This window comes from Salinilacustrithrix flava, from assembly GCF_041228405.1.
Lineage (GTDB): Bacteria > Actinomycetota > Acidimicrobiia > Acidimicrobiales > Salinilacustritrichaceae > Salinilacustrithrix > Salinilacustrithrix flava.
Genome location: NZ_CP133888.1, coordinates 274,403 through 294,490, shown reverse-complemented (window position 1 = coordinate 294,490; position 20,088 = coordinate 274,403). Strand labels below are relative to the sequence as shown.

General features: G+C 68.5%; 17 protein-coding genes. 11 read left to right on the top strand and 6 right to left on the bottom strand.

Features of this window, described 5'->3' with window-relative positions:
* Positions 1–17: 17 nt before the first annotated feature.
* Positions 18–782 (top strand): alpha/beta hydrolase, encoded by a 765-nt coding sequence (locus RGQ06_RS01435; protein ID WP_432428441.1) that lies wholly within the window; start codon positions 18–20, stop codon positions 780–782.
* Here RGQ06_RS01435 and RGQ06_RS01430 read toward each other — a convergent pair.
* Positions 779–1,357: an HhH-GPD-type base excision DNA repair protein gene (locus tag RGQ06_RS01430; protein ID WP_432428440.1), complete on the bottom strand. Its 579-nt coding sequence runs from the start codon at positions 1,355–1,357 to the stop codon at positions 779–781. The two genes, RGQ06_RS01435 and RGQ06_RS01430, sit on opposite strands and share 4 nt — an antisense overlap.
* A gap of 24 nt (positions 1,358–1,381) precedes the next feature.
* On the opposite strand from RGQ06_RS01430, the gene RGQ06_RS01425 reads away from it, so the two are divergent.
* Entirely contained in the window at positions 1,382–2,590 is a 1,209-nt protein-coding gene (locus tag RGQ06_RS01425; protein ID WP_432428439.1) for a malonyl-CoA decarboxylase domain-containing protein, read from the top strand.
* Between the two features lie 54 nt (positions 2,591–2,644).
* Here the strand turns inward: RGQ06_RS01425 and aceE are convergent, their stop codons facing one another.
* The gene (aceE, locus tag RGQ06_RS01420) at positions 2,645–5,392 is read right to left on the bottom strand and encodes a pyruvate dehydrogenase (acetyl-transferring), homodimeric type (protein WP_432428438.1); all 2,748 of its coding nucleotides are present in this window, start codon (positions 5,390–5,392) and stop codon (positions 2,645–2,647) included.
* Between the two features lie 56 nt (positions 5,393–5,448).
* On the opposite strand from aceE, the gene RGQ06_RS01415 reads away from it, so the two are divergent.
* From RGQ06_RS01415 to RGQ06_RS01385, 7 genes are all read left to right on the top strand, one after another.
* Positions 5,449–6,492: an RNase H family protein gene (locus RGQ06_RS01415; protein WP_432428437.1), complete on the top strand. Its 1,044-nt coding sequence runs from the start codon at positions 5,449–5,451 to the stop codon at positions 6,490–6,492.
* A gap of 5 nt (positions 6,493–6,497) precedes the next feature.
* Positions 6,498–8,297 (top strand): hydantoinase/oxoprolinase family protein, encoded by a 1,800-nt coding sequence (locus RGQ06_RS01410; RefSeq protein ID WP_432428436.1) that lies wholly within the window; start codon positions 6,498–6,500, stop codon positions 8,295–8,297.
* Entirely contained in the window at positions 8,294–9,994 is a 1,701-nt protein-coding gene (locus RGQ06_RS01405; RefSeq protein ID WP_432428435.1) for a hydantoinase B/oxoprolinase family protein, read from the top strand. The genes RGQ06_RS01410 and RGQ06_RS01405 overlap by 4 nt, the downstream gene beginning before the upstream one ends.
* 260 nt (positions 9,995–10,254) lie before the next feature.
* Positions 10,255–12,381, top strand: coding sequence for a helix-turn-helix domain-containing protein (locus tag RGQ06_RS01400; protein WP_432428434.1), 2,127 nt, complete (start codon positions 10,255–10,257; stop codon positions 12,379–12,381).
* Positions 12,378–13,376 (top strand): hypothetical protein, encoded by a 999-nt coding sequence (locus RGQ06_RS01395; RefSeq protein ID WP_432428433.1) that lies wholly within the window; start codon positions 12,378–12,380, stop codon positions 13,374–13,376. The genes RGQ06_RS01400 and RGQ06_RS01395 overlap by 4 nt, the downstream gene beginning before the upstream one ends.
* Positions 13,373–14,254 carry a DUF6339 family protein gene (locus tag RGQ06_RS01390; protein WP_432428432.1) on the top strand — a complete coding sequence of 294 codons (882 nt, stop codon included), beginning with the start codon at positions 13,373–13,375 and terminating at the stop codon, positions 14,252–14,254. Before RGQ06_RS01395 ends, RGQ06_RS01390 begins: the two co-directional genes overlap by 4 nt.
* Before the next feature lie 242 nt (positions 14,255–14,496).
* Positions 14,497–15,576 (top strand): DNA cytosine methyltransferase, encoded by a 1,080-nt coding sequence (locus RGQ06_RS01385; RefSeq protein WP_432428431.1) that lies wholly within the window; start codon positions 14,497–14,499, stop codon positions 15,574–15,576.
* On the opposite strand, the gene RGQ06_RS01380 is transcribed toward RGQ06_RS01385, so the two are convergent.
* Positions 15,561–16,616 (bottom strand): NaeI family type II restriction endonuclease, encoded by a 1,056-nt coding sequence (locus RGQ06_RS01380; RefSeq protein WP_432428430.1) that lies wholly within the window; start codon positions 16,614–16,616, stop codon positions 15,561–15,563. The genes RGQ06_RS01385 and RGQ06_RS01380 overlap by 16 nt on opposite strands.
* 134 nt (positions 16,617–16,750) lie before the next feature.
* Between RGQ06_RS01380 and RGQ06_RS01375 the strand changes: the two genes are divergently transcribed.
* Entirely contained in the window at positions 16,751–17,143 is a 393-nt protein-coding gene (locus RGQ06_RS01375) for a very short patch repair endonuclease (RefSeq protein WP_432428429.1), read from the top strand.
* Between the two features lie 82 nt (positions 17,144–17,225).
* On the opposite strand, the gene RGQ06_RS01370 is transcribed toward RGQ06_RS01375, so the two are convergent.
* The 3 genes from RGQ06_RS01370 to RGQ06_RS01360 all read right to left on the bottom strand — a co-directional run bounded on the left by RGQ06_RS01370 (position 17,226) and on the right by RGQ06_RS01360 (position 18,690).
* A complete protein-coding gene (locus tag RGQ06_RS01370) occupies positions 17,226–17,636 on the bottom strand; it encodes a hypothetical protein (RefSeq protein ID WP_432428428.1) in 411 nt (136 codons plus the stop codon).
* Between the two features lie 215 nt (positions 17,637–17,851).
* Positions 17,852–18,016 carry a hypothetical protein gene (locus RGQ06_RS01365; RefSeq protein ID WP_432428427.1) on the bottom strand — a complete coding sequence of 55 codons (165 nt, stop codon included), beginning with the start codon at positions 18,014–18,016 and terminating at the stop codon, positions 17,852–17,854.
* A 470-nt stretch (positions 18,017–18,486) separates the two neighbouring features.
* Positions 18,487–18,690 (bottom strand): hypothetical protein, encoded by a 204-nt coding sequence (locus RGQ06_RS01360; RefSeq protein ID WP_432428426.1) that lies wholly within the window; start codon positions 18,688–18,690, stop codon positions 18,487–18,489.
* 222 nt (positions 18,691–18,912) lie between these two features.
* Here RGQ06_RS01360 and RGQ06_RS01355 point away from each other — a divergent pair, with 222 nt between their 5' ends.
* Positions 18,913–19,884: a DUF4268 domain-containing protein gene (locus RGQ06_RS01355; RefSeq protein ID WP_432428425.1), complete on the top strand. Its 972-nt coding sequence runs from the start codon at positions 18,913–18,915 to the stop codon at positions 19,882–19,884.
* Positions 19,885–20,088: the final 204 nt, after the last annotated feature.

Below are 20,088 nucleotides of genomic sequence, written 5' to 3'. Positions count from 1 at the left end.
GCAACGCCGCCCGCCCCGTGGAGCACTTCGGCTCCGGCTCCCTGACCCTGGTCGGACACCTCGCCGGCGCGCTCGACTCGGGGCCTGCTCGTCCTGCGGTCGTCATCGTCCACGGCTACCCGTCGGGTCCGGCCGGCACCGCCGGCGCCGTGTCGGCGATGGCCGAGCTGGCCGACCGCATCGCCGACGACATGGGCTTCGTCGCCTTCTCACCGTGCCTGCGGGGGATGGCGGGCAGCCAGGGCGCGTTCTCGATCAAGGGGTGGAAGAACGACATCCACGCCGCGGTCGATCACGTGCGATCCACCGCCCGGGTCAGCGGCGTCTGGCTGATCGGGTTCGGGACGGGCGGCGCGCTCGCGATCTGCGCCGGCGCCGACGACACCGACATCCAGGGGGTCGCGGCCCTCGCCGCACCCGCCGACTTCGACGACTGGGCCACCAACCCCCGACAGCTGCACGAGCACGCGCGGGAGGTCGGCATCGTCCACGCCGACGCCACCACCGGGCTGCTCGACGGGTGGTCGCGCGAGATGCGGCTCACGAAGGCCGTCGACGGCGCCCAGCGGCTGCGGCCCCGGCCCCTGCTCGTGGTCCACGGCTCGGCGGACGACCTGGTGCCGGACTTCGACGCCCGGGTCATCGCCGACGCGCACACCGCCGCCGAGCTGCGGCTGCTCGAGGCGGCCGGCCACCGGCTGCGCCACGACCCGCGGGCCATGGCCATCCTCCTCGGCTGGCTCGACCGCCAGCGCAACTCCGCCGTCCCGCGAACGGCTTAGTCAGCCTTCGACTTCTTGGCCGCCTTCTGGGCCTTCTTCCAGCGGCGGACCTCCATGAGGGACTCCTCGGAGGCCACGTCGGCGACCGAGCGGGGCGTGTCGTCGGCGAACGGGCCGGCCACCTCCTCCCAGCCGTCGGGTCGGATGCCGAGGCGCTTGGCCAGGATGGCCACGAAGATCTTCGTCTTCTCCTCGCCGTAGCCGGGCACCTCGCGCAACCGGGTGTAGAGGTCCCTGGCGTCGTCGGCCTCGGTCCAGATCCGCTCGGCGTGCCCGTCGTAGGTCTCGACCACGTGCTCGCACGCGCCGTGGATGCGCTCGCCCATGGACTTGGGGAAGCGGTGGATGGCCGGCTTCTCCCGGCAGACGTCCACGAACTCCTCGACCGGCATGGCGGCGATGCGCTGCGGGTCGAGGTGGCCGAGGCGCTCGCGCAGCGTGAACGGACCGGTGAAGGCCCACTCCATCGGCACCTGCTGGTCGAGCAGCATCCCGAGCAGCAGCGCCAGCGGGTCGTCCACGAGGAGCTGGTCGGCGTCGGGGTTCCCGGTGATCGGGATCTGGGGCGTCACCATGGACCGAGCCTACGATCCGGATCCATGGCCGGGGACCTGACCGATGACACCTGGCAGGACCTGTACGACAGCATCGAGCGCGTCCTGCCGGTGCGGGACACCTCGACCCAGCGCCAGGAGCTCGCCCGCCTGGCCCAGGTCTACCGGCACCTCGACGACGGCGGCCGGGCCGGGTTCCTGCGGCGGGCGGCGGCTCACCTCGGGGTCGACGAGGACGTCGCCCGGCGCGCCGCCGAGGCCCTGCTCGAGGATCCGTCCGACCCCGCCGCCCAGGTGGCCCTCCGGCGAGCGCTGACGCCGAGGTTCTCCGACCTGCTCCACCTCCTCACCGGCCTCGACGGCGGCGTGAAGCTGCTGGTGGACCTGCGCGCCGACCTGCGGCACCTGGCCCGGGGCGAGCTGCCCCTGGTCGAGGCCGAGCTCGACGGCCACCTGGCCACGGTCTTCGACGTGGGCCTCCTCGAGCTCGAGCGGATCACGTGGGGGTCCCCGGCCCGCCTGCTGGAGAAGCTGATCCTGTACGAGGCCGTGCACGAGATGGACGGCTGGGAGGACCTGCGCGACCGCCTCGACGCCGACCGCCGCTGCTTCGCCTTCCTCCACCCGGCCATGCCCGACGAACCGGTGGTGTTCGTCGAGATCGCGCTCGTGGCCGGCCCGCCCACGAGCCTGGCCGAGCTGCTCGACCGGGAGGCGCCCACCTGCGATGCCGAGGACGCCGACACCGCGGTCTTCTACTCCATCACGTCCTGCCAGCGGGGTCTGGCCGGCATCCACCTCGGCACCGAGCTGATCAAGACGGTGGTGCGCGAGCTCCAGCGGGAGCTGCCGCACCTCGAGCGCTTCGTGACGCTGTCGCCGATCCCGACCCTGCGCACCGCGGCGCTCGACCTCGACGAGGCCACGCGCGCCGAGCTCGACGACCGCAGCTGGCTCGACGGTGACGACTCGGGCGTCCGGGACGAGGTGCTGGCCGCCACGGCCCGCTACCTGTCGACGCGGGTGGACGGGCGGGTCCCCGACCCGGTCGCCAACTTCCACCTCAGCAACGGCGCCCTCGTCGACGCCGTCCACTGGCGGGCCAACACCGAGGACTACGGCCTCGCCCGGTCCTGGGGCGTGATGGCCAGCTACCGCTACGACCCACCCGCCATCGCCGCCAACGCCGCGACCTACGCCGCCGGCGGCGAGGTGGCGGTCAGCGAGGACGTGCGAGCGCTGCGCGGGATCTGAGCGTTCGGGGCCGCGGCACACGCCTCGGAGGCGCGCACCGCGTCCCAGAACGGATCAGCGGGTCCAGGGGGGCGTGAGCTCGGGGTCGATGTCGTGGGCCTCGATGGCCTCGGCCACCGTGGAGGCGTCGACCTGGCCCTGGGCGCAGAGCGAGGCGAGGACGGCGACGACGACGTGGGGGGCGTCGACCTCGAAGAACGAGCGCAGGGCCTCGCGGGTGTCGGAGCGGCCGAAGCCGTCGGTGCCGAGCGAGGTGTAGGGCCGGCCGACCCACCGGGCGACCTGGTCGGGGACCGCGCACATGTTGTCGCTGACGGCGACGACGGGGCCGTCGGTGTCGGCGAGGCGTTCGGTGACCATGGCGGCCCGGGCGTCGCCGCTCGGGTGGAGCCGGTTGTGGCGCTCGGCGGCGAGGGCGTCCTCGCGGAGCTTCTTGTAGGAGGTCACCGACCACAGGTCGGCAGCGACGTCCCAGCGCTCGGCGAGCTCGTCGCGGGCGGCGACGGCGGCCTGCCACATCGGACCGGAGAACAGGATGCTCGCCCGCTTGGACGGACCCTCGGGGGCGTCGTGGAAGCGGTACATGCCCTCGACCGCGCCCTGGGAGATCTCCTCGGCGCGGTCCTCGGGCAGCGCCGGCATGGGGTACGTCTCGTTGTAGAGCGTCAGGTAGTACATGACGTCGCGCTCGGCGTCGGGCGTGTCGGGCCCGTACATGCGCTCGAGGCCGGCCTTCATGATGAGGGCGACCTCGTAGGCGAAGGCGGGGTCGTAGGCCTCGACGGTCGGGACGGTGGAGGCGAGCAGCAGCGAGTGGCCGTCCTGGTGCTGGAGGCCCTCGCCGGTGAGCGTGGTGCGACCGGCCGTGGCGCCGAGCAGGAAGCCGCGTGCGCGGGCGTCGGCGGCGGCCCAGATGAGGTCGCCGACCCGCTGGAAGCCGAACATCGAATAGAAGATGTAGAAGGGCACCATCGGCACGCCCCGGTTGGAGTGCGCGGTGCCCGCGGCGGTGAAGCTGGCCATGGAGCCGGCCTCGGTGATGCCCTCCTCGAGGATCTGGCCGTCCTTGCCCTCGGTGTAGGAGAGCAGCAGGTCGTGGTCGACGGGCTCGTAGAGCTGGCCGCGGCTGGCGTAGATCTTGATCTCACGGAACAGGCTGTCCATGCCGAAGGTGCGGGCCTCGTCGGGCACGATCGGCACGACGCGCTCGCCGAAGTCGTCGTCCCGGGCCATGTTCCGCAGCAGGCGGGTGAAGCCCATGGTCGTGGCGGCCTCCTGCTTGCCCGACCCGACCAGCAGCTCCTCGTAGACCTTGTCGTCGGGGAGGGTGATGCCCTTGCGCGGCGGCACCGGACGGGAGGGGAGCGGGCCGTCGAGGGCCTTGAGCCGGGCGTGGAAGTACTCGTGCTCGGGCGTGCCCTCCTGCAGCGAGATGTAGGGCGGCAGGTCGGAGTCGAGGTCCGAGTCGGGTACCTCCTCCTGCAGGTGGAGCCGGTCGCGCAGGGTGCGCAGCTGGTCCTTGGTCATCTTCTTGATCTGGTGGGTCGCGTTGCGCCCCTCGACGTCGGGGCCGAGCGTCCAGCCCTTGATCGTCTTGGCCAGGATGACCGTGGGCCGGCCGTTGGCCTCGGTGGCGGCCTTGTAGGCGGCGTAGAGCTTCTTGTAGTCGTGGCCGCCGCGGGGCAGGTTGCGCAGCTCCTCGTCGGAGAGGTGCTCGACGATCTTGCGCAGGCGGGGGTCGGGGCCGAAGAAGTCGTCGCGGATGTAGTCGCCGTCCTCGACCGCGTAGCGCTGGAACTGGCCGTCGACGGTGGTGTTCATCTTGTTGAGCAGCACGCCGTCGACGTCGCGCTGGAGCAGCTCGTCCCACTTCGAGCCCCACACGACCTTGATGACGTTCCAGCCCGCGCCGCGGAACACGGCCTCGAGCTCCTGGATGATCTTGCCGTTGCCGCGCACGGGCCCGTCGAGGCGCTGCAGGTTGCAGTTGACGACCCAGATGAGGTTGTCGAGGCCCTCGCGGGAGGCGAGCGAGATGGAGCCGAGGGTCTCGGGCTCGTCGGTCTCGCCGTCGCCGATGAAGCACCACACCTTGCTGTCGGTCGTGTCGTCGACGCGCCGGTTGGTCAGGTACTTGAGGAACCTGGCCTGGTAGATCGAGTTGATCGGCCCGAGGCCCATGGAGACCGTCGGGTACTCCCAGAAGTCCGGCATCAGGCGGGGGTGGGGGTAGCTGGGGATGCCCTCGCCGCCGACCTCCATGCGGAAGTGGTCGAGCTGGTTCTCGCTGAGGCGGCCCTCGAGGAACGCCCGGGCGTAGATGCCCGGGGCCGCGTGGCCCTGGAAGTAGACGTGGTCGCCGGGGGTGCCGTCCTCCTTGCCGCGGAAGAAGTGGTTGAAGCCGACCTCGTACAGCGCCGCCGAGGAGGCGAACGTGGCGAGGTGGCCGCCGATGCCGTCGGCCTTCTTGTTGGCCCGCACCACCATGGCCGCCGCGTTCCAGCGGATGTAGGCGCGGATGCGGCGCTCCACGTGCTCGTCGCCGGGGAACCAGGGCTCGCGCTCGGGGGGGATGGTGTTGACGTACGGCGTCGAGATGGCGGCCGGGGAACCGACCTGCAGCTCGTTGGCCCGCGACAGCAGCTTGGAGATGAGGAAGCGGGCCCGGGTCTTGCCGTGGGTGTCCACGACCGCCTCGAGGCTGTCGAGCCACTCGCTGGTCTCGCCGGGATCGATGTCGGGCAGCTGGTTGACGTACCCGTCGTGGCGGGGGTTGTCGGAGTGGAGGCCGTCGATCACCATGGGCCCAGCCAACCACGAGATCGGCCCGTTTGCTCCCCCGGGTAGGTTCGCCCGCCATGGCGACGAGACGACGGGTCTGGACCGATGGTGCCTGCAAGGGCAACCCCGGCCCGGGCGGCTGGGCATGGGTCGCCGACGATCGCCGCTGGGCCAGCGGTGCCGAGGCCCAGAGCACCAACCAGCGCATGGAGATCATGGCCGCCCACCGCGCCGTGCAGGCCCACGACGAGCCGCTGACCGTGGTCTCGGACTCCACCTACGTCGTCAACTGCTTCCGGGACGGCTGGTGGCGGGGGTGGCTGGCCAAGGACTGGAAGAACAGCCAGAAGAAGCCGGTGGCCAACCGGGACCTGTGGGAGCCCTTCATCGAGCTCGTGCGCGAGCGCGGCGACGTCGACTTCGAGTGGGTCAAGGGCCACGGGGGCGACGAGATGAACGACATCGCCGACCGGCTCGCGGTCGCGGCGGCCGAGACCCAGACCGAGCGGGAGGGCGACGAGGTCCCCGACGACCTCGGCGATGCCGACGCCGTCGGTCCGGCCACGGCCGCGTCCGCACCGGCGGTCCCCGACCGGGACCGTCGGCTGCCGGCCGGGCGCCTGCTCGGCGTGTTCGGCGCCCGCCCGCCCGAGCTCGGCGGCTACGACGCCAACCCGGTCAGCGACGCCGTCGGTCGCCGGCTCCAGGAGATCCTGGCGGCCAAGGCCCGCATGCACCCCGACCTGCACGTCGTGTCCGGCCTGCGCCTCGGTGCCGAGATGCTGGGCGCCGAGGCCGCGGTGGCCGAGGGCATCCCGCTGGTCGCCGTGCTCCCGTTCCCCGATGCCGACAAGCCCTGGCCGGAGCGGTCCCGTCGCCGCTTCGCCGAGCTGCGATCGGCAGCCGCCACCGAGGTGCTGCTCGAGCGCAAGGTGCCCGAGACCACCGCGAAGGTGGCCGGCTCCCTGCGGCGCCGCGACGGATGGCTGGCCAAGAACCTGGACGAGGCCATCGTCGTCTGGGACGGCCAGGAGCCCTTCGTGGGCCGGCTGCTCGCCACGCTGCGCGACCGCCTCGGCGACGACGTCTGGGAGGAGCCCGTCCCCGCGTCGGGACGGTGAGCGCGATGCTGATCGGGGCCGACACCGGCGGCACGTTCTCGGACCTGGTCGACGATGGGGGCAACGTCACCAAGGTGCTGTCGACGCCCGACGCGCCCGACGACGCGGTGCGCGCCGGCGTGGCGGAGCTGACCTCGGCGCGCCCCGCACTGCTCGCCCACGGGACCACCGTCGCCACCAACGCCGTGCTCGAGGGCCGACTGGCCCGCACCGCGCTGATCACGACGCGGGGCCTCGCCGACGTGATCGAGATCGGCCGCCAGGACCGTCCGAGCCTCTACGACCAGTTCGCCGACCGGCCGGTGCCGCTCGTGCCGCGCGAGCTGCGCTTCGAGGTCGCCGGCCGTCGGGCGGCCGACGGCACCGAGCTGGAGCCGGTGGACCTCGACGCGCTGCCGGACCTGCCCGACGACGTGGAGGCCGTCGCGGTCTGCCTCCTGCACGCCGACCTCGACCCGTCCCACGAGCAGGCTGTGGCCCGTGCCCTGCGGGAACGGGGCCTGGACGTCGTCGCCTCCCACGAGGTGTCGCCCGAGTTCCGGGAGTACGAGCGCACGGTCACCACCGTGGTGGACGCCGGCCTCCGGCCTCGCTGCCGCCGCTACCTGCAGCGGCTCACCGACCTCGCCGACGAGGTGTCGGTGATGACGTCGGCGGGAGGTCTGCTCGACGCCGGCACCGCGGCGGACCTGCCTGCCGCGCTGCTGCTGTCCGGCCCGGCCGGTGGCGTGCGGGCGGCCGCCGCGGTGGCGCTCGCCAACGGGTGGCCCGACGCCATCACCTTCGACATGGGCGGTACCAGCACCGACGTCTGCCTGGTCCGAGGTGGTGAACCGGCCTTCGCCACGACCCGCCACGTCGGCGGCTACCCGGTGCGGTTCCCCTCGCTGGACATCCACACGATCGGCGCCGGCGGCGGCTCGATCGCGCGCATCGACGCGGGCGGTGCCCTCGTCGTCGGGCCGGCCAGCGCCGGCGCCGACCCGGGCCCGGCCTGCTACGGGCGGGGTGGCACCGCACCGACCGTGACCGACGCGAACCTGGTCGCGGGTCGCATACCCGCGGATGCCAGCTTCGGTCGGCTGGAGCTGGACGCCGATGCCGCCCAGGCGGTGCTGGCCTCGGCCGGCGTCGACGCCGACGGCATCCTCCAGGTGGTCGACGCCAACATGGAGCGGGCGCTGCGGGCGGTGTCGGTGGAGCGGGGCGTGGACCCGGGCGGGCTGGCGCTGGTCGCCTTCGGCGGCGCCGGCGCGCTGCACGCCTGCTCGCTGGCCGAGGCCATGGACATCCCCGTGGTGATCGTCCCGGCCCGGGCCGGGGTGCTGTCCGCCGTCGGCCTGCTCATGGCGCCGCCGCAGCGCGAGGTCGTGCGCAGCCGTCGGGACCCCGGCGACCTGGCCACGCTGGCCGATGACGTCGGGGCGGTGGCGGCAACGGCCCGCTCGCTGCACGAGGGCCCCGGTCCGGTCGAGGTGACGACGGCGATCGACTGCCGCTACGTCGGCCAGTCCCACGAGCTCACCGTCGCCGACCTCGACGCCTTCCACGACGAGCACGAGCTCCGCAACGGCTTCGCCCGACCCGACGCCCCGGTCGAGGTGGTGGCCGTCCGCGCCACATTGCTGCGACAACCGGCCGTCGACCTCGCTGACCTCCCGGTCCCCGAGCACCGGGCGGCGTTCGAGCCGGTGCAGGGGTCGCGGGTGATCGCCGAGCCGGACTGCACGATCTGGCTGGCGGCCGGCTGGCAGGCCGATGCGGGTGCCGCCGGTGCCCTCGTCCTGCGACGGGCGGTCTCGTGACCCTCGGCCCGGCCGCCCTGCAGGTGCTGATCTCCCGGCTCACCGGCGTGGCCGAGGAGATGGGCGCCGTGCTCCAGCGCGCCGCCTTCAGCCCCAACATCAAGGAGCGAGCCGACTGCTCCTCGGCGCTGTTCACCGCGTCCGGCGAGCTGCTCGTGCAGGCCGAGCACATCCCGGTCCACCTCGGATCGATGCCGGCCAGCGTGGCCGCGGTGATCGAGTCGATCGACCTCGAGGCGATGGAGCCCGGCGACCAGTTCGTCGTCAACGACCCCTTCGCCGGGGGCACGCACCTCAACGACATCACCGTCGTGGCTCCCTGCCTGGTGGAGGACGGCGGCGCCCGACGCCTCGTGGGCTGGGCCGCGAACCGGGCGCACCACGCCGACGTCGGCGGCTCGGCGCCCGGCTCGATCCCGGCCGACGCGCGGGAGATCTTCGAGGAGGGCCTGCGCCTCCCGCCCCTGCGCCTCACCGATGAGGTGCGGGCGATCCTGTTCGCCAACTCCCGCACCCCCGACGAGCGGGTGGGCGACCTCGACGCCCAGGTCGGGGCCAACGTGCTCGGCGTGCGACGCCTGGCGGAGGCGGCCGACGAGCCGATCGACGAGGTCATCGCCTACGGCGAGCGCCGGATGCGGGCCGCCCTCGCCGCCCTGCCCGACGGCACCTGGTTCGCCGAGGACGTCATCGACTCCACGGGCTCGCACGCCGAGCAGCAGGTGCCGTCGATGATCCGGCTGCGCCTGAGCGTGGCCGACGACGGGATCGAGGTCGACTTCTCCGGCACCGACCCGCAGTCCGACGGCAACGTCAACGCCGTCGCGGCCGTCACCGAGTCCGCCGTCGGCTTCGCGATCCGGTCGGTGGTCGACCCGACCATCCCCGCCAACGGCGGCGCCATGCGCCCGGTCCGCATCCACCTGCCCCACGGTTCGATCGTCGCCGCCGAGCCGCCCGCCGCCGTCGGTGCCGGCAACGTCGAGGTGTCCCAGCGCGTCGCCGACGTCGTCCTCGCCGCGCTCGCCGAGTCGGCGCCGGAGCGGGTGGCCGCCGGCAACCAGGGGACGATGAACAACCTGCTGATCGGCGGCCGGGGCTGGGTGTACTACGAGACCGTCGGCGGCGGGCAGGGCGGACGCATGTCGTCCGGCGCCCCGGCGCCCGGCCAGTCCGGCATCCAGACCGGCATGACCAACACGAGTCAAGTTGACTCCCGATCGAGGGTGCCGATGCCAGGCCAGTCGGAAATTCAGACGGGTATGACCAACACGAGTCAAGTTGACTCCCGATCGAGGGTGCCGATGCCAGGCCAGTCGGGAATTCAGACGGGTATGACGAACACCAAGAACACGCCCATCGAGGCCCTCGAGCGCCACTTCCCGCTGCGGGTGCTGCGCTACCGGCTGCGGCGGGGGAGCGGCGGCGCTGGCCTGGCGCCGGGCGGCGAGGGGATCGAGCGTGACCTCCAGGTGCTCGAGGACGTGACCGTGTCGCTGATCACCGAACGGCGGGTCTCCCGGCCGAAGGGGCTGGCCGGCGGTGAGGACGGTGCGTTGGGGGAGAACTGGTTGCTGCCCGGCGGGGACGAAGCCCGTGCGCAGCAGCTGCCCGACAAGTGCACGATCCGGCTGCAGGCGGGCGACGTGGTCCGGATGCTGACGCCCGGTGGTGGTGGATGGGGGGCGCCGTTGTAGGAGTTCATCGACCCCTCGCCCATAAGGGCGCTTGCGGTCGACTCCGAAGCGGCGTCGGCGCTGCCGGAAGACGGGATTCAGTCGAGCGGGCAGTGAAGCGCTGGCTCACGCGCCAAGGGCACGCATCAGCATGCGATCTTCGCTACCAGCTAACCTTTGGTGCAGTGGTTGACGGATGTGGTGCTGTCCTCTACCGTGAGTAAAGGGAAGCGGCGCTACACTTTTTCCGATCGCATTCGTCTACCAGAGGTGAAGTTTCAATGCAGTTTCATGAGCGGCTAAGCCGAGCGATGAGCCAACGGAAGATCACTCAAGCCGCTCTTGCAGAACACTTGGACGTGTCTGCAGCGTCGGTCTCAACATGGTGCGCGGGGAGCAAGCGGCCTACGGACGTCGACCGGCTCGAGAAGATGGCCGACTTCTTGGGTGTGACGCCCGGGTATCTGCAGTTCGGCGAGGGGGCCATGGCAAACTCTCCCGGGGAGGACCTCGAGGCGCAGCGGCAGCAGTATCGGGATGATCTGACGTGGTACTGGCGGCCAGCCCCTCGAGACCGTGGTCGCGAACTCGGCAATGCGGCCGCTTATGCCTTCGAGACAGACATCCCGACGCTCGCACGGGAGTCCGCACAGAACATCAGCGACGAGAAGCTGGAAACGGCTCCCACAGTCCAGGCTCGATACACCATCAGCGAGTTGAGTGGCGATGCCCTCGAGGAGTTCCTGGACGCGATCCAGTTCTCCCGGGTACGTCCCCATCTTGAAGCTGCGAGTGCGATGAACAGGAAGGCTGGCAACGTGATCGGCCGGGGGCTCGCTGAGGTTGATGGTGGGCGGCTTCTGGTCATCCGCGTTGATGACTTCGATGCGAACGGCCTCACTGGCCCAGAGTTCGACAGGGGCCGATACATGGCCGTCGTCCGAAACATCCTGGACTCACAGAAGGGCGAAACTGCCGGTGGCAGTTTTGGCCTCGGCTGGGCCACGTTCCCGTCCACCAGTCAGTTCGGGCTCGTCCTGTGCAACAGCGTCCTGTCGGTGGCTGAGGATGGTCGTACGAACAACCGATTCATGGGTGTGATCGACCTTCCGTGGCACTCCATCGACGATGAGGAGTTCGCCGGTCGGGGGTGGTACGGCGCTGTCGACCCAGGCGACACGGCCGATGGGCCGAGGCGCACAGTTTCCTACTGGGAGAACGAGGCGATCGTGAGGGACACGCTGCTGCACCGCACGGATCCCCGTCCCGGAGCGTCCTTCTCGATCGTGGGGGCCTACGACGCCTCCGGTGCCGTGAGCGAGATTGAGGAGATGGCAGAGAAGTTCTCGGAGAGCCTCGCCGACAACTTCTGGCCCGCGATGGTCGACCAGCCTGAGGAGCCGGCCCGGTTGCAGGTCATCGTGCGGGCGGAGCGGAACGGGCATCGGGTGGTGGAGAACTACGTCAATCCACGCCGCTACCAACCCGCGAAGGTCGCGGCCTTCGAGAAGCACTTGAACGACGATGTCGTCGAAGGACTGGACGAAACCGGCGACGTGGTGAGGCGGTCAGTGACACTCCGTGTTCCCCGGCGGACCGCCGAACCCAGCCATGACCCGTATGAGCACGAAGCAGTCTTGCTGGTGACCCAGGCGAGTGACGACGATGCGAGTCGACCGTCGACTGCCCCGGGTGCGGTGACCTACCTCCGTGGCAGCCACATGGTGATCAACACGCCGAAGGTTGGTGCGTTGCCCATCGGCGCTCGCTCGTTCCATGCCATCGTCCTCGCCGGAGAAGCCGCGGGGGACACGCCTGACGCCCGAGCCGCCGACCGGTTCCTTCGTGCTTCGGAGCCGCCCGCTCACAACAAGTGGACCGGCACGTCGGAGATCACGTCGAGCTATGTGCGAGGCGGCAAGACCGCCATCGAGATGTTCGATGCCGATGTGAAGAAGGCCGTGCGCGAGATCATCCGCCAGCCCAGCCGCGATCTGTCCGACGGACCGGAGGCTCTGAAGGAACTCATCCGCATCGTCCCACCCCCTCCATCGGGCAAGCGTCCACGGGTGAAAAGCGTTCGCGATCACGAAGTCGATGAGGACGGGGCGTGGGTGATCACCGAGGCCACCGTCACGCTTCCCAAGCGACAGAACGGTCGCGGATGGACCCTCACACCTGTTCTCCGGTTCGGGACCGAGTCCGGAGCAGCTATCCCGGTCCGTTGGTCCAGCATCGAGCCACTCTCACGATGTGAGATTGACGATAAGGGTCGTCTCGTCACTCCGTCGAGCGCGCGGACGGCAACCTTTACCGCGATCACTGACCCAAGTACCCATCCCGTCGGCGCTCGCCGAGCGAAGGTGCTCGTTGACGTCCGTATCCACACCGACGAGGTGGACTCATGAAGGCTCTTTTCCCTTACCCGACCCTCTTCGGCGACGTCACGTTGTCGGTCACGGAGGTCGCGATCGACGATGAGCCGGTCGCCGGCCGCGTGGACGTTGACCGGCGGGTCGTCAACTTGTACGGGATCGACCGAGCCGAGTGGGAGACCGCCCGGGTATCGGTCGTCGTGTCGGCCCCAGCGAACGAGATCGAGGACGCAGATGCCCCGCAGTGTGTCGCCGTCACGAACTGCGGCCCCTCCAACCAGCGGGTTTCCAGCATTCTGGCGCCGGATGGAGGTACTACCGGCCGGTGGGCCGGAGAAATCCTCCTAGAGCGTGAGTACTGGTACGCGCACGCCGAGCTCCGGGCGGGGGTGGTCGCGACGGTGGACGGGGCCGGGCATCGGGTCGTTGGCAACAGCGATACGTGGACGGTGATGTTCGACGATCTTCCGAACAGGCCCGTGAATGGCGCGATCAAGATCACCTGGGTGGACTTCAGTGACCCTGGCGACGACAAGCAGTACCTCCAGAAGCACAGCGATAACTACGTGTACCTGTCCATTGACCCGGAGGAGCCACAGTTGTTCCTCAACCGCAGCTTCGACGGACTCGAACAGCTTCTCGCCGACCGTCGCCGTCGGCACCTCGACCGTGCTCTCCACGACCAGACGCGAGCGTCGATCGCTGACAAGACCTGGTCGGCGCTGTTCAACGCCGCCATCGAGAGTGTGGAGGTCGACGAGGAAACCGGCGAGCCGACGTGGCCCTCGGTCGAGTGGCAGCGGACAGTTCTCGAAGCTCTCCTCGTTCGGATGTACCCGGACAAGGCCCCCGAGGAGGCTCTCGGTAACGCCTGGACCGCGCGCAACACGCGGGACAACCCCGGCACGCTTCAGGAGCTTCTGGCGCCAGCCGCCGCAGTTCAGGCGCGAGCGCCTCGGTTGCTTCGAGACGGCATCCGGATCATCGCCAATGAACTTGAAGCAGACGAGGAGGAGCAGACCCAGTGACCGCCGTCAAGACCCTTGACCACAATGCATCGCGATTGCTGACCCCGGGATTTCGTCTCGGCACCGAGTCGCCGGCATTCGACGACTACGAGCTGACGTTCGACCTCGGGCATCCTCTCGACCTGGACGCCGTCCGGGCCTGCCTTGACGAGACGATGCGTCGGTTCACGAGGGAGCAGGGTACGGATGCGGATGTCTGGCTCGCCCCACGCCTGCACCACGCGCTCCGTCTCACGCGTAGGGAGGCAGCGCACCGCGGCCTGTGGCGCTGGCTCGGAGTCGTCTTTGCGTCGGACTACGTCCGCTGGCGGTGGGGACCTTCCGAAGAGAGTTCGGAAGACCCCGAGGCTGCGGCTCGCACCGATCGCTTCGACGGACCCGACTACAAGCATGCGCTAGCGCGCCTTTGGTGGATGGCCGAGTTGTTCCGAAACGGACCGGACTACACCCCCGTGGCGACCGCCTTGGCCAACCAGGACATCCCCAACAACCTGTTCCGGATGGATGTCGCGCACCATCGGCCGACCGTGCAGGCTGCCGTCGCTGTACTGGATGGGCGCACGGGTCGGGAGGCCAATGCCCTCGCGAAGGCGGTCAACTCGGCGGCGACCACGCTCGTAATCGACACGATCGGTCCAGACAATCCGCTAGACCCTGAAGCAGGCTTGGCCTGGGTTAGTGATCCGGACATCGACCCGGGTCGCTATTTCGACGAGATGCCGTCAGGTCCTGAGGACCCTCCCGCCGCGGAGGCGGCCGTCACGACAATGGTGGACCTGCTCGAGGATCTGCTGGCGGAGGCGCCGGTCCGCGGTCGCAGTACCGAGGACGACCCCGACGAAGACAGCGTCGAGCTGGGATCTGAGACGAGCGCATAGGTCTCCTCTGCCATGCGCGTACGAGCCGAGCGAGCCCAGGACACGATCCGCCAGCAGAGCGGCCGACTTCCAGGTCGTGGTGTCGAGCGCGTCGAGTGCCGGGTTCCCTGGCCAGATGGGTCGTCACGGCCGTCAAGAGTTGACAGACCGGCTGCGCCCGCAGGGCCACCCAGCGGACCGAGTTCCGTCACACCTATCGAGTACCTCGATCCGCAACGTACATATCACAGGGGTGTAGTTTCATGACGATGAAGGAGCTGGGGAGGGACATCCGCACGGTCGACCTCTTCGCAGGCGCCGGCGGTCTGAGTCTTGGCTTCCACTTGGCAGACCTTGGTTTCACGCCGGTGTACGCCGTCGAGCACGACAGCGCAGCTGCAGCGACGTTCCGCCGCAACTTTGGTTGCGAGGTGTTCGCGGATGACATCGAGTACGGCCCGCACTACCCCGAGGCGGAGCTCATGATCGGAGGTCCTCCCTGCCAGGGCTTCAGTCCCCTCGGCCGCGACCGGGATGATGAGAGCCGTGCACAACTCAACGGACTCTGGAAGCACTACCTCGATGCCGTCCGCACGCTGCGCCCCAAGGCGTTCGTTATCGAGAACGTCCCTGAGTTCCAACGGTCAGCGCAATTCGCAGAACTCCTACGTCTCCTCCAGGAGGATGACGACCTGCGTCCGTACCGACACGCCGCCTACGGCGTGCTCAACGCTGCTGACTACGGGGTTCCTCAGAATCGTCGTCGTGGGATCATGGTCGCTGTCCGGGACTCAGAGCCTCTTCCCTGGCCTCCCCCTCCGACGCACGGGGCCGAGTCCGCCACAGGTGCGCCGCACGTGACGGTCAAGAAGGCGATCGGAGATCTCCCGTCTCGTACCAAGGGTTTTGACCCGTGCATCTCTGACGACGGGGCCCAGCATCTGCACTTCGGCCGCCGGCCGACGGCGATCTCGATGGAGCGCTATCGCACGATCCCGCCCGGCGGGAACCGCTTCGACCTGATGGCGCTGCGGCCAGACATCACTCCCGCATGCTGGCTCAACAAGCCCACGGGAACAACGGACGTCATGGGCCGGATGTGGTGGGAGAAGCCAAGCCCGACGATCCGTACCGAGTTCTTCAAGCCAGAGAAGGGCCGTTACCTGCACCCGACTGCGAACCGTGTGATCAGTCACCGGGAAGCAGCGAGGCTCCAGAGCTTTCCGGACTCGTACGTCTTCGAAGGCACCAAGATTCAAATCGCCCGCCAGATCGGTAACGCCGTACCGCCGCTGCTCGGCAAGGCCATCGCCGAGTACGTCCACGCTCACGCCTTCAAGTAGGTCAACCAGTCTCCAGAGGGGGCGCTCTTGGGCAGTCGAGGCGCAGGACCGGAGGGGTCCGCCGGACCAGCCGCCGCCCACCATCCTCCGCTGATGTGGACCTTCGGTCGTTGGTCGGTCTTGGGCACCTGAGTTACCCGGACGGGCACGAATTCACCCTTGGTAGGAACCGGTAGCCCGAGCAGCGCTGCGATGTACGGGTGCGCATCTTGATGCCCCAGCACAAGGAACCCTTCTGCCCCGAGATGGCGGGGGAGGCGAGCATCTCGAGGGCGCTTCATCCCATCGTCCTGCTGCGCCACGGTTAGCACCGTCGAGCGGTGAACGAGCTGCTGATTGAACTCCCGGAGTAGGACGTTGATGCGCCGCTGACCGCTAGTGGAGCTCGCCCCAAATACACGTTGGCGGGCAGCGTCGGACATGTGGAGTAGCTGGTTGGGTGGCAGGTCGTCCTGGCGCCCGCCCCAGAGCCAGTGGATCTGCTTCAGACCCGTGTCGTTCAACTTCCGCTTGGCGTCTCCATTGGCACTTCCCGACAGCAGAGCGTCGGTGATCTGCAGCAACCCCGCCGCCCACCGGCTCCGGTCATCATCGAGCCACACAAGCAGTGCGACGTGGTCGGCAGTGCCCGAGCGTTGTGCGGGAGTCGTAGACAGGTACATCTCCCTCGGAATCTCCCACTTGCCGTAGTCCTTCGAGAACTTGCAGTCGACCTCGATGCCGGCGATCCGCCAGTCGAGCTCGTGACCATCAGGGATCTCGAACTCCTTCGTCAGGGAGATCTCGATGATCGTGCCGAGATGGGTCTTCTCCGTCTTAGAGAGATGTAGGTAGTTCCAGCGACCCGTGTGCTGTCCGTCGAGCAACTGGTCTACCGAGTCCCTCAGTACCCATCGGAAGCGCTCATGGACACTCGGTTGGGCGAGCAGCCAAGAGGCGACGGGCGCTACGGCCGCCGTCGGAGAAGCGGACGTGACTACGTGGTCGGGAAAGGTCGGCTTCGACATGCGCAGTGGCTTCGGCGTGCGCTGCGTGCCCATCGGCTGGGCCCACACCCGGTAAGCGTTCCGCTTCCGACGGAACTGGGCTGCGGTCAACCCACCGATCTGTGTCACTGATCCTCGTCCTCCGAGCTGGTCCACCCAGTCATCGGGCACCGTACGCTGGGACCCCGATGTCTGTTGGTGACCGGATGAGCCGGCAAGCGACCCGTGACACGTCGCCTGAGCGCCTGTTGCGCTCAGAACTTCATCGACGAGGCCTTCGGTTTCGGCTGCATCAGCGTCCCCTGCCGGGACTGCGCCGCACCGCCGACATCATCTTCACCAGGGCCAAGGTCGCCGTGTTCGTTGATGGCTGCTTCTGGCATCGGTGTCCCCAGCACGCCACCTTCCCGAAGACAAACGCCGATTGGTGGGAGGCGAAGCTTCAGGGAAACGTGGACAGGGACGCCGATACCGTGAAGCGGCTCTCAGAGGAGGGCTGGCGTGTTGTCAGGGTGTGGGAACACGAAAACCCCTCCGAAGCTGCCGGGCGAATCGAGCAGCTCGTGCGAGCGGAGTCCTAGAGACTCCTCGCAGCGGCCCGCCGGGAGGTGATGCGACGCAACGACGACTTTCTGCAGCCGCAGAGCGCTGCCCGGCGTCTCCTTAGGCCGTCGGTCTAGATGGAAGCCGGGACGCCAACTCTCGAACGGCATCAACCTCGGGCAGGTGCACAACACCGAACCGGTGTTGGACCGGCAGCTGGATCGACTCATGTTGAAACGGCGGGCTCGCATCTGCCAGGAAGAGTTCCGGACGATCCTTGCAGCCTGTCGTCGATGACCGGAACAGGTTGTTCCCGATGAACAAGCTGACGTTTGTCCGGTCAACCCAGAGGTCCACTCGAAATAGCGCGTCGGCGAGCGGGTGGAACCGAGCGTCGACGCCGCGATCTCGCAGGAGTGCGACCACGTACAGCTCCCGAAGAAACGAGTAGTAGGCGTTCCCGACCCTCTGCGAGGAGCCGAATCGGTTCGTGACCTCGGCGCATGTCGTCTGGAGCGTGGGCGGCATCACCTCGGCACCGGAGACAATCGGGGAGAGGCGATGAACTGCTGAGGGGAATGGCTCTCCGTCAAGAGGGGAGTGTCTCTTCTAGGACGCGACGAGCGGTGCCGGCCCAGTCGTCAGTAGCTCAGGAGGAGCAGCCCCTCGAGAGAGTGATCGACGTCTTCGGGGTGCCGTCCATGTTCAGGCCCTGCCGGGGGTTGGGCTTGCCGCCTGCGCGGATCTCAGCCACGGGATCCCTCCCAGCTCGAGATGGCCTTCTCGCCGTACTCCTCGAAGGCGATGACCGAGTCCCGGTACCGCTCGAAGTTCACTGGCTCGAAGTCCGAGCCACGAACCGTGAGGAACTTCGTGGCGAGCAGCGTGACCGTAGTGAACGTGGGTCCCACCGCCGACGCCACGATCTCGAGGCCGTTGGGGAGTTGCCAGTCGGTGTGGAGGGGGTGTCCAGCTTCATCGACGGTCCTGCCGCGAGCTGGACCGGGTCGAAGCTGAACAGCTCGTCAGCCGTCACCGGCTGCAAGAGGGTCCGGGGCGAGAAGTACCGCACCTCCGGGTTGACGTAGGTGAAGGGGAGGCATCGTTCACTCCTCCTCGTCCTCCGCTGCAGCGAGGGAGTTGATGCCCTCGACGTGACGGTGCAGCCAGGTCGCGCAGTTGCGCCGGCTGGTGGGGGAGTGGATGTCGAAGGCCTGCCCGAACAGGGTGCAACCCTGCTGGGAGCGGTACTGCTGGATGAGGCGCCCCCCATGCCTCGCAGAGTCGAACGCTGGTCGCGGTGCGTACCTCGCAGGCGACGATTTCAGACTGAGACGTGGTCAGGCCCGCACGACGAGTCAGGAAAATGCGGCGCGCAGAGTCACCCTGTTCCGTCGGTGTTGGTGTCCGAGTCGATGATCTCGGCCTGGTCCTCAGTGCTATCGGCGGTGTCGCTCCAGATGTTCTCGAAGGTCAGCCACATGGCGACGCCGAGCAGCGCCATGATCAGCACGGCAAGGACGGTCGAGATGACGCCCTCGCCGGAGTCGTTCCGGCGTGGAATCCTGCGGTCGACAGTGGTCACCAGATCTTCCCTAGAGGAGCCGAGGAGCGCGCCGGCCGGGGGACGTTCTGTCGCACCTCCCTAGATTCTTTGCGTCAGCCATCACTTCCTTCCGCCGAGCGCGAGTCGAGACACCCCGGCCGCCGGAGGTTCCCGGAACTCGCGCGACGTCTATAAGCTCAGCTGAACGCTTCGGACTGAGTGCAACGGCCCGTGGACGCTTCGGCGGCGTACGTTCACGGGATGCAGTTAGGCCGTCTAGAACCCGTCGATCCCCGTGCCGTGTGGCAGAGCGAAGCGCGGGACTTCACCCCGTGGCTGTTGGCAAACGGCGATCGGCTCGCGGACGCGCTGGGCATCGACCTGGAGCTGTCGGGCGCGGAGCACCCGGTGGGCGGCTTCTCGCTCGACCTCATCGGGCACGACCTGACCAACGACGCGGTGCTGATGGTCGAAAACCAACTCGAGGCCACTGACCACACACATCTTGGGCAACTGCTCACTTACGCCGCCGGCACGGGCGCAGCGACGATCGTGTGGGTTGCGACCAGCTTCAGGGAAGAGCACCGTCAGGCCCTCGACTGGTTAAACGAGCAGACAGGCCAAGGCACGCACTTCTTCGCCGTGCAGGTGAACGTGGCTCGGATCGGCGACTCGGACCCGGCGCCGTACTTCGACGTCGTGGCCAAGCCGAACGACTGGCAGAAGCGAATCCGTTCCGCCACCCGTGCCGGAGCGACAACTGAACGGGCAGAGCAGTACAGGGAGTTCTGGGCGCTCTATCTCGATGCACTGGCCGAGGCAGACCTCAGCTGGGGTCGGCGCACTCCTCAACCTGCGAACTGGATGAACTTCGCTGGCCCGTTCACAGGCACAAACCTCAATCCGTCGTTCGCATCCGGCAAGCGGCTCCGCCATGAGCTCTACATCGACGGCGGCGACGCGGACGCAAACGGCGTGCTGTTCGAGCTGTTGGTAGGGCAACGGTCAACACTTGAAGAACGTTTCGGAGAGGCGCTCGAGTTCGACCCGATCGAAGGCCGCCGAGCCGCGCGAATCGCGACCTATCAGGACGGGTGCGAGATCAGCGACGTCGACGACTGGGACAACTACATCGCCTGGTTCATCGACACGGGCTCGCGGTTGCGGACTGCGTTCGGGACCGTGCGAGTGGTCGTCGAAGGCCAGCTCGACGGGCTCGCCGGACTCACCTGAGCCGTCCTCCGCAGCGCAACAACCCACCGCGAGTGATTCACCCTCAACGCAGGAAAGCCCACGTCACTGACTACGCCGGCAGATCCATCCGCTGGTCTGAACACGAGTGCCGACCGTCGATCCCGCACCTGCGAGCGTTCGGATACCGCTACCTCGACATAACTAATCGGCTATGTAGTTGACATCGCTTCCTGGTTATGTTCG